Here is a 14,966-nt window from a genome sequence, read left to right as displayed (position 1 = left end):
GGCACTAATCTCAGCGCCAGTACGGGACGCCGTCATGCTCAGCCTCTCGATGATCGTCCGCGACGAAGCCGAGCGCATCGAGTCTTGCCTGAACTCAGTGAAAGGCTTCGTCGACGAGATGGTTCTGCTCGACACCGGTTCAACGGACAACACCGTGGCCCTGGCTGAAGCTGCCGGTGCCCAGGTGGAACGGCTGGACTGGCCCGGGGACTTCGCGCCAGCGAGAAACGCGGCACTCGAACACGTGAGGGGGGACTGGGTGCTGGTGCTGGATGCCGATGAACGCCTGCGCGCCGAGGCGATTCCAGCGATCCGAGCCTTGATGGCGCAACCGGATGTGCTGGTCATCAATCTGCTTCGCCACGAACTCGGTGCTGCCATGGCCCCGTATTCCAATGTGAGCCGGCTGTTCCGACGCGACGCACGCATCTGCTGGAGCCGGCCTTATCACTCGATGATTGACGACAGCGTGGCCGAGATCCTTCAGCAGGAACCGCACTGGCGGGTGGCGAACTGCGCGGAACCGGCGCTGCTGCACGATGGCTACAGACCCGACCTCCTCAATCGGCGTGACAAGGCCGAGCGACTGCGCCAGTCGATGGAGCAGTGGCTGGAGGATCAGCCGGGTGACCCCTACGCCTGCACCAAGCTTGGGGCACTGGAGGTGAGCAGCGGCAACCATGAGCGAGGCGTCAATCTCCTGCGCCAAGGGCTTGAACAGCTGCCGGATGGAGCCGGGAGAACGGCTGAGCGTTACGAGTTGCTCCTCAACCTGGGGATTGCTTTGGCGCCTGAAGATGCAGTGGCTGCCGAAGGCTTTTACCGGCAGGCGCTTGATCTGCCCTTGGATGTGCGTTTGAGCCTCGGTGCCCGGCTGAACCTGGCCGCCTTGCTGATGCAGGCCAATCAGCTGGATGAGGCGATTCAGCTCACCACCACGGCCTGCCAGCGTGCCCCTGAAGTCGCGCTGGCCTGGTACAACCTCGGCCTGATGGAACGACGCCGGGGGGACCTCGCCGCATCCCTACGCGCCTATGAGCGTTCCCTCGAGCTCAATCCCGATCACGCGGAAAGCCACCAGAACTTCGCCGTCGCGCGATTGATAGGTGGCGATATCGACGGAGCACGCGCCAGCTTCCGCGCAGCGATCGACAAGCTCCATCAACAGAACCGTGCCGAAGAGGCCGGGGCGCTTCAAGCCCAGGTGAGCGGGATCGTGAAGCTCGATGGGAGTGCGTCATGACGGATGGCCAGGCCCTTGCGCTGCAGGGACGCACGGTGGTGATGACCCGGGCCATGGAACAGCAGAGTGAAGGCCGCCGACTGCTGGAAGCGCTCGGTGCCGATGTTCTCGATCTACCGGCTCTGGAGATCGGCCCCCCGGATCACTGGGGTGCCCTCGACGATGCCTTGGCTGAATGGGACACCTTCCACTGGCTGATCGTCTCCAGCGCCAACGGCGCGAATGCCGTTGAAGAGCGTCTGCAAAGGCAAGGGAAGGCATTGGCCCATCGACCGGCCAGCCTCAAAATTGCAGCGGTGGGACGCAAGACCGCCAAGCGCCTGGAGGAGCTGGGTTCGGAGGCGGATTTCGTGCCCCCCGAGTTTGTCGCCGACAGCCTGATCGAACACTTCCCGGTCTCAGGCTGGGGGCTGCGCATCCTGCTTCCAAGGGTCCAGAGTGGCGGGCGCACCGTTCTGGGCGAAGCCTTCGGCGAAGCCGGCGCACGGGTTGTGGAGGTGCCGGCTTATGAATCGCGTTGTCCGCAAGCGATTCCCGCCGCAACGCTGGATGCCTTGCGAGCCGGGTCGGTGGATGCGATCTGTTTCACCAGCGGCAAAACGGTGCTGCACACCACACACCTGCTGGCAGAGAGCCTGGGGGAGGAGGAGGCGACGGCCAGGCTCAAACGGACTGCCCTGGTTTCGATCGGTCCGCAGACGAGTGATCGTTGCCGCAAGCTGCTGGGCCGTGTGGACCAGGAAGCCCATCCCCATGACCTCGAAGGTCTGGTGATGGCTTGTGTTCAGGCAATACAGAAGGGAGATTCGGTTTGACCGGCCACCGAAACGGTGAGGCAACCTCGGCGCAAATCGATGGCCTGCACCACCCATCCCACCGGTAATAAGCCGCTCGACTCCCCAGGGCAACGTCCCCTGGCGCCAACACAGACCGGTCCTGAGCCTTCTGATGTGGTCACCAGGGCGCGACGCTGACCACCAACCGCCAGCACCCCTTGAACCTGAAGCCCCAGGCCCTGCGGTTGATCAGCATCGGAAGCACTGGACTCTTGGGCCGATGCCGAGACAGCAGCAGCGACAGGAGCAAAAGGATCAGGGCGGCCATCGGGAACCGCGCTGAGCACCTGCTCAAGACTGGGCAGGGGCACGAACGAGGAAGGGGGAGCGATCCGATCTGGGGAACGGCTGGGGAGCTCAGAGACAGCATCCTCAATCCGAGGCGGCTTCAAGTTTGGAGTGACGGTGTTTGGGGCGACGGTGTTTGGGACGTCACTGCCGCAAGCACTGATCAGAATCGAAAGAAGCCCCGCCAGGCTCGCTCCACGCACCGATGCCCAAGCCCCATGGCCTCGGGCACGCGCTTCAGCCCCCGGATGCCTGTTCCCGTTCAACCAGATCCCGGAATCGATCAAGGTTTGCCTGAAGCTCCTTGGTAACAATCCCACCCAGGATGGTGGGTTCCATCAGCGGTGCCAAGACCCCGGGAAGCTCATAGGTGACTGAAAGCTTCACCGCAGTCCGTCCCGGCTGCTCTGCGTAAAAACGAACAGCGCCTTTGGTCGGCAGACCACCAACGGATTCCCAGTGCAGCTGCTGCGCTTCAACGCGCTGGGTGATGCGAGCCTTCCAGTGAAACCGAAATCCCTGGGCGGCAAGGGTCCAGTCGGTGAGTTCGGGATCATCCAGGGTTTTCACCGATTCGATCCAACGCATCCACTTGGGCATGGCCTCGAGATCGCTCCAGACTGCCCACACCCGATCCACGGGAGCGTTGACCTCGGTGGTCACGGAATGTTCAAGCCAGCGTCCCATGGGTTCAGGCGACTGCGGTGTTCGTGGCCAGCTGGGCCGGCTTCTTCAGGATGGCGGCGGCAGCGAGATGTCCGCTCATCGTGGCCCCTTCCATGGAATCGATGTAATCCTGACGGGTATAGCTGCCGGCCAAGAAGAAATTGCGCACTGGAGTGCTCTGCTCAGGTCGGTAGGGCTCCATGCCAGGGGCTTCGCGGTAGAGCGACTGAGCCAGCTTCACCACATTGCTCCAGGTGAGCTTGAGATTGCGGGCCGAGGGGAACAACTCGCGCACCTGACGGTCCGTGTGAGCAACGATGTCGTCGACGGACTTGGGAATCCAGGGATCACCCGGTGTGAGCACGCACTGGAGCAGCGAGCCTTCACCCTCCTTGCGGTAATCCTCGGGGCTGGCCAGGGCGAGGTCGGCAAAGCAGCTGAAATCGGCGTCAGCCGTGTAGAGCAGATTGTTCAAACCTGCTGGATGCGCCACATCGCAGCGTTGCGCCTCCTGGGCATCGCCCAGTTCGGTCACCCAGCCGTCGTAGCGGAGCTGAACGGTGGCCACAGGCACAGCCTCCAGCTGATGGATCGCTTCGAACTGGGGATAACGATTCCACTCCTTGGGCAGCAGCTTCTGAATTCCTGGCACATCACAGGCAGCCAGGTAAGCGTCGGCCTCAACACGGATCTCTCCTTCGGGCGTTCCCAGCTGCAGGCCTGTGATTTCAGGGGATTCACCCTCGCTGTACTCCACCTGCTTCACCCTGTGACGCAGGTGGAGCTTGCCGCCGCGCTGCTGGATGTAGTCGAGGATCGGCCCCGTGAGCCAGCGGTGGGGCGATCCCTTCAGCAAGTTGAGTTTCGAAGCCTCGGTTTTGGCCGCAAACATCATGAAGATGGTGAGCATGCAGCGCGCTGAGATGGCCTCGCAATCGATAAAGCCCAGGGCATAGGCAATGGGATTCCACATGCGCCGGATGCTTTCGGGGCTGCCGCCATGGCCCACAAACCAATCTTGAAAGCTCACCGAGTCGAGCGCTCGGATGGTGCGCATCGCCCCTTCGTAATCCACCAAACCGCGCACGATCGGGCTGGTCCCCAGGGCCAGGGCATTGCGCAGCTTGTCGATCCAGCTCAGCTGCGGCGTGGTGAAAAACGCCTTGAGGCCGTTGAAGGGTGCACCGATCGGAAAACGAAAATCCAGCTCCCGCAGATCCCCGCCCTTGTTCACAAACAGATGGGTGTGCTGCTTCGGCAGCAGATTCTCGAAGGCGCCCACCTTGCGCATCAGTGCAAAGAGATTGGCGTAGTTGAAAAAGAACACGTGCAGCCCCATCTCGATGTGGTTGCCGCTGTCATCCACCCAGCTGCCCACCTTGCCGCCCATGAAAGGCCGAGCTTCGTAGAGGTTCACCTCATGACCGGCATCGACCAGATCCACAGCAGCGGAGAGGCCGGCGAGACCGGAACCAACGATCGCGACCCGCACATGATCTGCACAACTGAAGCGACTCTATGTATGAGCCTCCATAGAGTGAGGGAACCAGCCTGTGTTTCCCATGACTTCCACCCCAAGCACTGCGCCGGCGCACACCGCGAAAGACGGCAAGGGGATCCTGATCACTGAACCGGCCATGCAGCAATTGGCCAAGCTCTGCAGCGAACAGGGTGACAACCAGGTGTTGCGGGTGGGTGTGCGTTCTGGTGGATGCAGTGGCATGAGCTACACGATGGATTTCGTGCCGGCTTCAGACACCCAAAGCGACGATGAAAGCTACGAGTACGTGGCCTCTGACGGCCAGAGCTTCCGCGTGATCTGCGACCCGAAAAGCCTGCTGTACATCTACGGAATGCAGCTTGACTTCAGCACAGCGCTGATCGGAGGCGGCTTCAATTTCACCAACCCCAATGCCACCCAAACCTGTGGCTGCGGCAGCTCCTTCGCGGTTTAAAACCGGCGGCTCCCTCGGCCTGCTGTGGGAATCTGAACGGATTGCTGTATCGGTCGATCATCGATGGACGACACCCAGGATTCCCTTTTCCAACAGGCGATGGCCCGCTATCAGGACGGTGTGCCTGCAGCAGACCTTCTTGGGGATTTCGAGACGATCACCGCCGCAGCACCCAGACAATCGGCTGGTTGGACCTGCCTGACCTGGCTTCAACTGCTCTGCGAACAGCCGGACGACGCCCTGCGATCAGGACGCATGGCGGTCAAGCTGAACCCTCAAGACCCGCAGGCGCGGATCAACCTCTGCCTGGCCATGCTGGAGACCAAAGCCAAGGGGGTGCGCGATCACATTGAGGTGGTCCAGCAGGTTCTCGCCGTGGCACCCGACGTGGCAGGCGATCTGCGCGAGTCGATCGCTGATGGTCTCAAGCGTCGTCCGGAGTGGCCTGCTCTGCTGAAGGTGAAGGCCTGGCTGGAGCTCTGAGGTGGGGCGCCTGCTCCTGCTCAGCAACGGTCACGGCGAAGATCTCTCAGGTTCATTGCTGGCCAGGGCACTGGCACGCCTGGGGCACACCGTGGAAGCCCTGCCCCTGGTGGGCAAGGGTCAGCCCTACCGGGATGCGGGCATTGATTTAATCGGCAGCACGCAGGAATTCAGCACCGGTGGGCTGGGCTACACCAGCCTGCGCGGGCGGATGACTGAACTGATCCAAGGGCAGGTGGTTTATCTGCTCCGGCGGTTGCTGCGGCTGCTGCGCATCGGCCATCGCTACGACGTGGTGGTGGTGGTGGGCGATGTGATTCCGGTGATGGCGGCCTGGCTGTGCCGGCGCCCTGTGGCCACCTATCTCGTGGCCTACTCCAGCCATTACGAGGGCCGACTGCGCTTGCCATGGCCCTGCGCCACCTGCCTCCAGAGCCGCCGCTTTCATGCCGTCTTCAGCCGGGATCAATGCACGGCTGATGACCTCAGCGGTCAACTGTCCCGAGAGGTGCGCTTTCTCGGCAATCCCTTCATGGATCCGGTGCTGGCCGATGCCGGGAGACTGCCTGCCGCTCGGCAACGGCTCGGCCTCCTCCCAGGGAGCCGCCGGCCGGAGCTTGAGCAAAATCTTGGTCTGCTTCTGCAGATGATCGAGCACCTGCCCAGCGAGCTCTTCAGGCAAGGCGTGCTCACGGTCGATCTGGCGCTCGTGTCCTCCCTCAGCGACCGATCGCTACGCGCCCTGGTGCAACCGTGGGGTTGGACGCTGACCGCAGAACCCGGTGGCTCAGGGTTGCAACTCCAGCGGGGGCCGCGCCGCATTCATGTGCGCCGAGGCGCATTCGCAGCCGTGTTGCACAGCTCGAATCTGTTGGTGTGCATGGCTGGGACTGCAGCGGAACAGGCGGTGGGACTGGCACGCCCCGTGCTGCAGCTCGCTGGCCGAGGACCCCAGTTCACCGCGGGCTTTGCCGAAGCCCAGCGACGCCTGCTTGGGCCCACGGTGTTCTGTGCCCAGGGCGAACCAGGCGAAACCGCCACTCTGGAAGCGTCGGCAAGGCTGGCCATCGATCTCCTCGAGAGGAGCCACTCCGACGCGGATCTGCAACGGCAATGTCACCAACAAGCGTTGCAACGGCTTGGCCCTTCAGGAGGAGGCGCCAGGATGGCCCAAGCCATTTCCGATTTGGTGCAGCAGCCGTTATGACACCACCGTTGCAGGAACCGCTCTGGAAGCGCTGGCTCGACCGCGTGTTGGTGCTTGACGTTTTTCTGGTGCTGGGCGGTGCCGGCTGGTTCGCCGTGGCGATTCTGGGGAGCAGCCAGGGGATCGAGGCTCCCATGCGTCAGTTTCAGCGCCTCTGGGAGCCCCTGTTCACCCCTGCGATCGGTTTGTTGATCGCCTCAGCCTTGATCAACGGCTGCTGGAGCTGGTGGCAGCGGCGAGTGCAGCGTCAAGCGACGGATAACGGAAACTGAACGCGAGCTCCTGCAAACGGGTGGAGCCCACCCGCTGGCCTTCCAACACCACCTGAGCGCCATCGCCGAGCAGCAGCTGGAGGACGGGACCGGGAACCGGCAGAAGACTGGGACGCCCCAAGCAGCGTCCGAGCCCCGAAGCGAAGTCGGCCATGGAAACGGGCTCAGGGGCAACGGCATTGATCGCTCCCGACCAGGAGGGCTGTTCCAGAGCGCTCTGGATCATGCGGCAGAGATCGCTGCGCTCGATCCAGCTCATCCATTGCTGCCCCGAGCCGATTGGTCCACCGAATCCAGTCCGGAAGACCGGAAGCATCTTCGCGAGCGCCCCGCCGTCTGCTGACAGCACAATGCCGATGCGCAACACAACCAGTCGGGTGGCCTCGGGCTTCGCCGCGGCCGCCTGCTCCCAGCGCTGGCAAAGACCCGCCAGAAAATCGGAACCGGGAGCACTGGTCTCCTCGAACTGGGCGTTGGCGCTGGTGCCGAAATAGCCAACCGCCGATGCATTCACAAGCACGGAAGGCGGCGTCTCGAGCGCAGCCATCGCCTCCGCAAGACGACGGGTGGTCTCAAGCCGACTGGATTCGAGCAGGCGCAGATGCTGGGGCGTCCAGCGTTGTTCGGCAATCGGCTCACCGGCCAGGTTCACCACGCCATCGCAGGCTGCGAGAGCTTGGGTCAAGGCTGCTGAGGAGGCCCAGTTGGACGCTGCTGCTGGATCGGCCTTGATCCACTGAAGCTCGGAAGCGAGACGGTCGGGCAGGCCGACCGCAGAGGCTGATCGTCGACTGACAACAGTGAGCTGATGGCCAGCTTCATGCAGGAGAGGGATCAACCCACGCCCGACCAGGCCTGTGCATCCGATCAGCAGAAGACGCATGGGAGGTGAGCGCAGAAACAGGGTGCTCGAGGTTAGGCAGCCGATGAGGAATCAGCGCCGGGATCCGGAAGGGTGAGATTCATGCGCCGAGCGAGGGGCACCAGGGCAAAGCCCTGAATGAACAAGCCATAGAGCACCACCGCAAGAGCCAGGGGAGGCATCAACACGCCCCAGCTCACCCCGGACGACCAGGCATTGATGGCCAAGGCGATCGGCACGGCCCCGCGCAGACCAGCCCAGCACACAAAGATGCGTTCGCCCGAGCTGAACGGTGTGCGCCACAGCAGGAGGTGCACCATGACCAACCGCACAAGCTGCATCACCAGAAACAGCAGGAACGCCATTCCGGCCGCGTACACCACATCCTGAGGCGCGACGACCAGTCCCATACACAGGAACAGGAGCAGCTCGGCCATCTTCGCGTAGCTCGAGTGCGCTTCTTCCAACACCGCCTGATCCAGGCTGTCGCTGTTGCCCAGCACCAGCCCCGCCACATAGGCCGCCAAGAGCGGGCTGCCTCCCAGCAAAGACGTGCCCCCACTGAGCACCATCAGGAGCGCCAGACTCACCACAGGCAGCATCGAGGCCTGGTTCAGGCCCATCCGGGTGCCGAGGAGCTGAACAGTGAGGCTTCCACCCAGGAAACCGATCAGGATTCCGAGCAGAAACTGACGCACCAGATCGGTCACCAGCACACCAGCACCGACGCCATCCCCGCCCACCAGGGCAAGGGCAAGACCGGCCAGCACCACGGCCATCGGGTCATTGAAGCCCGATTCGCATTCGATCAGATCCATCAGCGGCTGGGGCAGCCGGCCCTGCAGGGGCCTCAGCAGTGCCAGCACCGCCGAGGCGTCCGTGCTGGCCACCATGGCGCCGATAAAGAGATTGCGCGGCACGATCTGCGTGAGAGCTGCACCACCTCGGGCCAGATCAAACCCGATCCCCACGCCGGTGATCAACGCGGCTGTGATCAGCACGCCGATGGTGGCCAGACGCGCGGCAGGCCGGATCACCCCCCGCACCTCTTTCCAATTGGTGGTCAGTCCGCCAAAAAACAGCACCAGCACGAGCGCCGCCTGGGTGATCTGCTGGGCATGGTCCAGGCTCAGCAGCGTGAGCTCGCGCGTGTTGGACACCTCCACCTGGTTGTCGATCAGGAGGCCGAGCAGGAGCACCATGAGGATTCCTGGCACCCGCACCCGCGCCGCCAAGTCATCGAGGAGCACCGACACGAGCAGAAGACCGCCGAAGGCCACCAGATAGATCGAAAGGCCGTTGTCCAAATGGAGGGCTGGCGTCGCGTGCAAGGGTTCTAGCCTGGCGAACAAAGACCGACCCGTATGGCCGAGACACCGTCGAGCCCTGCTCCTGCCGCAAAAGCCCCTCCTGCACTGAAAAAAGGTGCTCTGGTGCGTGTGAACAGGGCGGCTTATGAGGGCAGCGTTGAAGCGGGTGCTAGTGACCCCCACCCCCCGGCCTACATCTTCGAGGGGCCCGGTGAACTGCTTGTGGTGAAAGGGACCTACGGACAGGTGCGCTGGCGGCGGCCCGTGCCCGACGTGTGGCTGCGCATGGATCAGCTCGAGGCGTTCTCCTGAGTGCCGAGCGATTGCTCGATCACACGAATGGCCTTGGGAACGAGGTCGATCGCCTCCGGAATCCGCCAGATCGCTCCCGAGAGCACCGAAGCTGAAGCATCGAGGCCCATCAGCACGGGCTGATCACCGAGTCGTGTGTTGGCCGCAGCTGCCACAGCAGCAGCTTGGGCTGGGTCCCAACCAGCCAGCAGCACCACAGCACGAAACGCACTGGGCCAAGGGTTATCCGGAAGAACCTGCTCCAAGGCAGCGAACTGCTTGGAGGCCTCGATCGGGCGGTTGGCTAAAACAGCCAGCAATGCCAGCGTCCACCTGGCCTGACGATCGCCGGAGTCGATGTTGAGCCGGGCAAGAGCAGCCTTGCGTGCAGGCCCCCTATAGAGAAAGTGGCCGTCGAGCATGTGTTCGATCGCCACGCTGCTGAAGATCGGATCCAGCCCAGATGGTCCCCTCTCCAAGGCGGATGCCAACGCGGGGAAGCGTTGATCAAACCCGGGCGATGCGGGTACGTCAGCACGCCGGCGCCACAGGGAATAGCTGCCCCCATCAGGACGGGGAAACGTGTCCACACGCGTGAAGACCCCGGAATCCCGCACGGCCCGATCCAGGCGCCGGGCCGCCTTGCGCACCGATCCCTGGTCACCCTCCGCCAGCAGCACCAGCTCGGCGTAATCCAGCACCGGCTGCACGTGAGCGCGGCTGCCACCGAGCTGACGCCCTACCAACTGGCCTCCATTGCGGCGTCCGTAGTAGCTGACGTTGTGCTGATTCAGATCAGGGGTGCTCGGCACCACGATCAGGGTGCTCGGCTCAGCGCCTGGCACGCCACCTCCCGCACGCCGCACAATCGCTGCCAAGGGGCCTTGATGACGGTTCTGCAACCGTGCCGACTGCTGCATCCAGGCTGGTGTGGCTGCGGCCAGCCCCCCTGCCGCCAGGGCCAAACCCGGCAACCAGCGCGCCTGCACAGGCCAGCGACGCCGGAGCCAGAGCCCCCACTGCAACCAGCCCCGACTCAGCAGCAACAGCACCAGTGGCAGCAGGGGCGCGATGTAGCGGGAATCTTTGTTCGGGCTGAGGTTGGTGAACAGCCAGCCCAGCAGCAACATCCCCAACAGCCAGCTCCAGGCCTGAGCGCGGTCGGAACCATCCCGAGGCGGCGCCACAAGCCCGGAGCGCCGTTGCTGAAGCAGCAGGACCAAACCCGATCCACCGATCACCAGCAACACCCAGCCGATCTGATCAGGAATCAGACGGGGGTACCAGAACCAGCCGGCCAAGGTCAGCACACCGGGGTCACCCTCCCGAGCCGCTGACTCGATCACAGCCCGGTTCGTGCCCCCGAGGGTGGTGATCCAGTTGTGGCGCAGCCAAGGCAGAAGACCGAGAGTCACAACAACCAGTCCCAACGCCAGTTGCGCCTGGCGACGCAGGCCTGAGCGCAAGGCCACAACGAGAGCCCAGACGCAAGCTGGAATGAAAACAAGCAAAGCACTCTGTTTCACCAGCAACGCCGCCGAAACCGCCAGGGCGGCAACGAAAGCCTTCCACCAGGATGAAGGCCGCGTTGGATCCAACCAGCAGCCCAAGCGCCACAGCGCCAGGGGCACGCAAGCGGTGAGAGGCAGCTCCAGCAGATAGTCCGTGCGCAATTCCAGCAACATGGGCGTCAGCGAGACAGCTGCTGCGGCCAGCAAGGCAAACTCCCTGGCCAAACGCTGCGGGGAGCGAAGCGAGAGAGCCCAGCCTGCGGTGGCAAACACAAGCAACCCATTCCAGAGGCTGAGACTCCATGCGGCCTGAGCCGGGGCATCACCGCTCACTGCGATGACAACACCATTCACCAGAGAAGCGAGGGGCGGGATTTTTGGAGACAGGTCGAGAAGGGCTTGCCACCCCAGCCAGCCTCCTCCCGGGATCAGACCAAGAGCCCGGCCATGATCGAGGGCACTGTTGAGATAGTCGGCCTGATCCCAGGCCGGCAAGCCGCCATGGTGCGACCACCACAACCGGTCTACGGCCGTGGATAGCACCCACACCAGCAACAGCAGTGCCCGGAACAACCCCGCAGTCATCAGCCGATCTCCAGCCGGCGACGCTCCTCTTGGAGGCGCTTGCGGCGTTGCCTGGCTTCGCGGATCATCTCCTGTCCGTCGTGGAGATAGCTGTCCACGTAGCCCATCGTGTAACGCTCCAGCTCCGTCACCGCATCCTCCAGCTCGGAGAAACAGTGGTAGACACTCAGGCCAAAGCCTCGGGCCGAAGCCGGCGTTGGGATGGATTGAAACAGGGTTTTGACCTTGTCGAGCCGGATCCGGCTCTGTTCGAGATAGGTGCAGAACGCCTCCATCAAGGCGTCGTCGTAGGGGTCGGCCGACAAGGCCCTGAGTTCGGAGGCGAAGGGATTGATCACCTGGCCGATCAAACGATCAACCGGGGCGTAGACCTTCCTCAACCAATCCGCCAAATCTTGATCGGCACTGGTCGAACGACCACTGGCCCGCTGTGCCGCCTGACTGGCACGGGCATTGCGGGCCCCACGCGCCCTGGCCTCGTCCCTCGCCGCTTCTGCAGATCTGCTGCTGCTGCGATCAAAGGCACGACGACTCTCAGGATCGCCCAGTTGCTCCCAGGCGGCGTTCAACGCCAGGATTTTTTCGTCTGACCCACCGGCATCGGGGTGGTGCTGCTTCACAAGGCGCCTGTAGGCAGCCTTGAGTTCAGCTTGCGTCGCCGTGGATCCCACCTCGAGCACGGCATAGGGATCGAGACCATCTGGCATCAGAGTCACAGCTGAGCGTCCCGGCGTGCCGGAAGCGGCGCCGCAGTGCTGAACATCGGTGTGGAGAGATAGCGCTCTCCGAAACTGGCCAGGATCACCACAATGCGCCGGCCCTCCATGGCTGGGCGTTGCCCAAGCCTCAGCGCAGCAGCCACCGCGGCACCACTGCTCACCCCGCACAACAGACCCTCTTCCCGGGCGAGACGCCGACCGACGTCCATGGCCTCATCGTCGCTGACCGCGATGATCTCATCGATGAGATCCATCTCCAGAACGGGCGGGATGAAGCCAGCGCCGATTCCCTGCAACCGATGGGGGCCAGCAACGCCACCCGCCAACACCGGACTGGCAGCCGGCTCCACGGCGACCACCGAAAGCTTGGGCTGGCGCTCTTTCAGCACTCGGGCGCAACCGGTGATGGTTCCCCCGGTCCCCACCCCGGCCACCACAGCATCCAGGGAACCCTCAGTATCAGCCCAGATCTCTTCGGCTGTGGATGCTGCGTGCACCGCAGGGTTCGCGGGGTTATCGAACTGCTGGAGGAGGTAGGCCCCAGGGATCTCGTCAACCAGTTCACGCGCCCGTTCGATCGCTCCCTGCATCCCCTCCATACCTGGAGTGAGCTGCAGCTCAGCTCCATAGGCCCTGAGCATCGCCCGGCGTTCCGTGCTCATCGTGTCGGGCATTGTGAGGATCAGCCGATAACCTCGGGCCGCTGCCACCATCGCCAGGGCGATTCCGGTGTTGCCACTGGTGGGTTCCACCAGAACGGTCCGCTCAGGGGCAATGGTTCCAGCGCTTTCAGCGGCCTCCACCATCGCGCCGGCAATGCGGTCCTTCACCGACGCCGTGGGGTTAAAGCTCTCCAACTTGGCCACGATCTCGGCCGTGCATCCCCAGGCCTTGGGCAGACGATTGAGCCGCACCATGGGCGTGCATCCCACCAAGGCTGTGATGTCTGGGGCAATCGCCATAGCAACCCGGGGCTCGCGCTCTGTTCAACCCAACCCATCATCAGCACGTTTTGAGCAGTGCGTTGATGGTCAGGTCAACGGTCAATAAAAAACCCCCTCGAATTGAGGGGGAATTCAAAGTGTGTGAAGAGTGAACTGTGTGAGGACAAGAATCTCGAGGGCCCGTACAAACGGACCCCGGAGATCGTGCTGATGTCAGATCAGAACTTGAAGGTGGTCTGGATCAGACCGCCGAACACGTTGAACTGACCGTCGTAGCCCTGACCGTTCTCCACCAGGTTGTTGGTGAACTGACCCATGGGGCGGGACAGGTAGAAGATCGCAGGGGTGACCTTGATGTTGTCGGTGACCTGGAAGTTGTAGAACAGTTCGAAGACGTAGTTGCCGTCGAAGGGGGTGGAACCACAAATTTCACGCTTGTCGCTGCGCTTGCCGTCGCAGGACTCGAGGCCGGTGGTGAAGGTGGGCTGACCCACAGCGAAGCCGAGGTCGTTGCCCTTCAGGAACACGTCGTCCCACTTCAGGCCCACCATCCAGCTCTGGCTGTTGACGGGGGTGCCGCCACGCTTGTTGCTGGTGGTGTTCTGGTTGATGCCCCAGCCCAGGGAGATGGAGGGGATGAAACCAGGGTTCTCGGGCTGCCAGTAGGCGTTCAGCGCGTAGCTGTTGGTGGAAGCACCGGAGCGCTTCTTGGGATCACCATTGGGGACGGTGTACTTGGTGCCGTCAACGTTGACAGTCTTGGTGGGGACGTAGAAGCAGTTGTTGTTCCACTTGTCCTGCTTGGCGAACTCGGTGCCACGACGGAAGCCGTTGCCGCTGTCGCACTGGCCGTAGCGGTAACCGAAGGCCACACCCCACTGAGGACCGGCGTAGCCGACCTGAGCCAGGAAGCTGGCTTCGGAGTTATCGGTGAGGAAACCACCAGTGGTGGGATCGGTGGAGCTGCCGTTGCCGTCGTCAGCCACATAGTTCACAGACACGCTGAAAGCGTTCTGACCCTTGTCGACGCTCTGCTTCCAGTAAGCACCGATCAGCTGTCCGGTCTCCTTGTTGTAGACACCGCTGGTGCCCATCAGAGCGGTCCAGTCGAGGATCTTGGTGGCACCCTTGTTGTAGACAGAGGGCCAGAGAGCGATGGACTCGGTGTTACGAGCCAGAGCACCGGCAACCACGGTGAACTCTTTGCCGACCGGGAACTTGTAGAACAGACGGTCGAGGGTGACGATGTTGGCCTTCTCGTCCTGCACACCGGAATCGGTGGCGATGTCGAGAGCGGTGAGGTTCACGCCGGAACCACCGAAGGCGTTGCCGTTGCCGCTCTTGCTGAAGTTACCGGTACGCAGACGGGCAACCAGCAGGTCCTTGCCGGTGAAGCTGGTGTTCAGCTTCAGGCGCTGGTCATAGTTGAAGGTCCAGGCGCCGTAGTTGCGGTTGTAGGCGTTGGCACCACCGCGGGTTCCGTTCTTCTTGAAGACGGTGTTGCGGTTCTTGCGCTCCACCTTGCCGATCTGCTTGACAGCGTCAGCAGAGTCGTCGAAGTAGGTGGCGTTGGTGTCGTAGATGTACTTGGAACCGTCGTCACCGCCGGCGTTCACAGCACCGGTCACGAAGGTGGTTTGACCCTTCAGCTTGGTGGTGGTGGTGAACTGGGTGGCTTCCAGTTCGCCCACGCGGGCTTCCAGACCGTCCACGCGGCCCTTGAGGATGGCGAGTTCCTTCTCGAACTCCTTCATCAGACGCTTGAGCTCGTCGGTCACTTCGGTGACGCGGTCG

General features: G+C 63.0%; 16 protein-coding genes. 7 read left to right on the top strand and 9 right to left on the bottom strand.

Translation table 11 applies throughout. The features are described from left to right. Positions 1-34: 34 nt before the first annotated feature. Together KQ296_RS04745 and KQ296_RS04740 are read left to right on the top strand one after the other, a co-directional pair. Entirely contained in the window at positions 35-1,243 is a 1,209-nt protein-coding gene (locus tag KQ296_RS04745) for a TPR domain-containing glycosyltransferase (RefSeq protein ID WP_011934108.1), read from the top strand. Beyond that, positions 1,240-2,058 (top strand): uroporphyrinogen-III synthase, encoded by an 819-nt coding sequence (locus KQ296_RS04740; RefSeq protein ID WP_011934109.1) that lies wholly within the window; start codon positions 1,240-1,242, stop codon positions 2,056-2,058. The genes KQ296_RS04745 and KQ296_RS04740 overlap by 4 nt, the downstream gene beginning before the upstream one ends. On the opposite strand, the gene KQ296_RS04735 is transcribed toward KQ296_RS04740, so the two are convergent. The 3 genes from KQ296_RS04735 to zds all read right to left on the bottom strand — a co-directional run bounded on the left by KQ296_RS04735 (position 2,028) and on the right by zds (position 4,525). Beyond that, on the bottom strand, positions 2,028-2,390 hold the full coding sequence (locus KQ296_RS04735; RefSeq protein ID WP_259726372.1) for a hypothetical protein: 363 nt from the start codon (positions 2,388-2,390) through the stop codon (positions 2,028-2,030). The two genes, KQ296_RS04740 and KQ296_RS04735, sit on opposite strands and share 31 nt — an antisense overlap. Positions 2,391-2,604: 214 nt before the next feature. Next, positions 2,605-3,054 (bottom strand): SRPBCC family protein, encoded by a 450-nt coding sequence (locus KQ296_RS04730; protein ID WP_011934111.1) that lies wholly within the window; start codon positions 3,052-3,054, stop codon positions 2,605-2,607. 4 nt (positions 3,055-3,058) lie between these two features. Then, entirely contained in the window at positions 3,059-4,525 is a 1,467-nt protein-coding gene (gene zds, locus KQ296_RS04725) for a 9,9'-di-cis-zeta-carotene desaturase (RefSeq protein ID WP_011934112.1), read from the bottom strand. Positions 4,526-4,595: 70 nt separating this feature from the next. Here zds and KQ296_RS04720 point away from each other — a divergent pair, with 70 nt between their 5' ends. From KQ296_RS04720 to KQ296_RS04705, 4 genes are all read left to right on the top strand, one after another. Then, positions 4,596-4,988 (top strand): iron-sulfur cluster assembly accessory protein, encoded by a 393-nt coding sequence (locus tag KQ296_RS04720; RefSeq protein WP_011934113.1) that lies wholly within the window; start codon positions 4,596-4,598, stop codon positions 4,986-4,988. A 63-nt stretch (positions 4,989-5,051) separates the two neighbouring features. Then, positions 5,052-5,471, top strand: a complete 420-nt coding sequence (locus KQ296_RS04715) for a hypothetical protein (protein ID WP_011934114.1) — start codon at positions 5,052-5,054, stop codon at positions 5,469-5,471. A gap of 1 nt (position 5,472) precedes the next feature. After that, positions 5,473-6,678, top strand: a complete 1,206-nt coding sequence (locus KQ296_RS04710; protein WP_011934115.1) for a lipid-A-disaccharide synthase-related protein — start codon at positions 5,473-5,475, stop codon at positions 6,676-6,678. Beyond that, entirely contained in the window at positions 6,675-6,950 is a 276-nt protein-coding gene (locus KQ296_RS04705) for a hypothetical protein (RefSeq protein WP_011934116.1), read from the top strand. The genes KQ296_RS04710 and KQ296_RS04705 overlap by 4 nt, the downstream gene beginning before the upstream one ends. Here the strand turns inward: KQ296_RS04705 and KQ296_RS04700 are convergent. Next, the gene (locus tag KQ296_RS04700) at positions 6,886-7,833 is read right to left on the bottom strand and encodes a TIGR01777 family oxidoreductase (RefSeq protein ID WP_011934117.1); all 948 of its coding nucleotides are present in this window, start codon (positions 7,831-7,833) and stop codon (positions 6,886-6,888) included. The genes KQ296_RS04705 and KQ296_RS04700 overlap by 65 nt on opposite strands. A 32-nt stretch (positions 7,834-7,865) precedes the next feature. Continuing rightward, a complete protein-coding gene (locus tag KQ296_RS04695) occupies positions 7,866-9,119 on the bottom strand; it encodes a cation:proton antiporter (protein WP_041428692.1) in 1,254 nt (417 codons plus the stop codon). Positions 9,120-9,176: 57 nt separating this feature from the next. Between KQ296_RS04695 and KQ296_RS04690 the strand changes: the two genes are divergently transcribed. Continuing rightward, on the top strand, positions 9,177-9,434 hold the full coding sequence (locus tag KQ296_RS04690) for an NAD(P)H-quinone oxidoreductase subunit O (protein WP_011934119.1): 258 nt from the start codon (positions 9,177-9,179) through the stop codon (positions 9,432-9,434). Here KQ296_RS04690 and KQ296_RS04685 read toward each other — a convergent pair. From KQ296_RS04685 to KQ296_RS04670, 4 genes are all read right to left on the bottom strand, one after another. Next, entirely contained in the window at positions 9,413-11,509 is a 2,097-nt protein-coding gene (locus KQ296_RS04685) for a phospholipid carrier-dependent glycosyltransferase (RefSeq protein WP_011934120.1), read from the bottom strand. The two genes, KQ296_RS04690 and KQ296_RS04685, sit on opposite strands and share 22 nt — an antisense overlap. Then, positions 11,509-12,216 carry a J domain-containing protein gene (locus tag KQ296_RS04680; RefSeq protein WP_011934121.1) on the bottom strand — a complete coding sequence of 236 codons (708 nt, stop codon included), beginning with the start codon at positions 12,214-12,216 and terminating at the stop codon, positions 11,509-11,511. Before KQ296_RS04680 ends, KQ296_RS04685 begins: the two co-directional genes overlap by 1 nt. A 5-nt stretch (positions 12,217-12,221) precedes the next feature. Continuing rightward, positions 12,222-13,190, bottom strand: a complete 969-nt coding sequence (gene cysK, locus KQ296_RS04675) for a cysteine synthase A (RefSeq protein WP_011934122.1) — start codon at positions 13,188-13,190, stop codon at positions 12,222-12,224. A 200-nt stretch (positions 13,191-13,390) separates the two neighbouring features. After that, positions 13,391-14,966, bottom strand: a 1,576-nt coding sequence (locus KQ296_RS04670; protein ID WP_259726371.1) for an iron uptake porin, incomplete at its 5' end; no start/stop codon positions are given.

The sequence above is a fragment of the Synechococcus sp. CS-197 genome (genome assembly GCF_025128215.1).
Lineage (GTDB): Bacteria > Cyanobacteriota > Cyanobacteriia > PCC-6307 > Cyanobiaceae > Synechococcus_C.
This window is presented reverse-complemented; position numbering and strand designations above follow the sequence as displayed.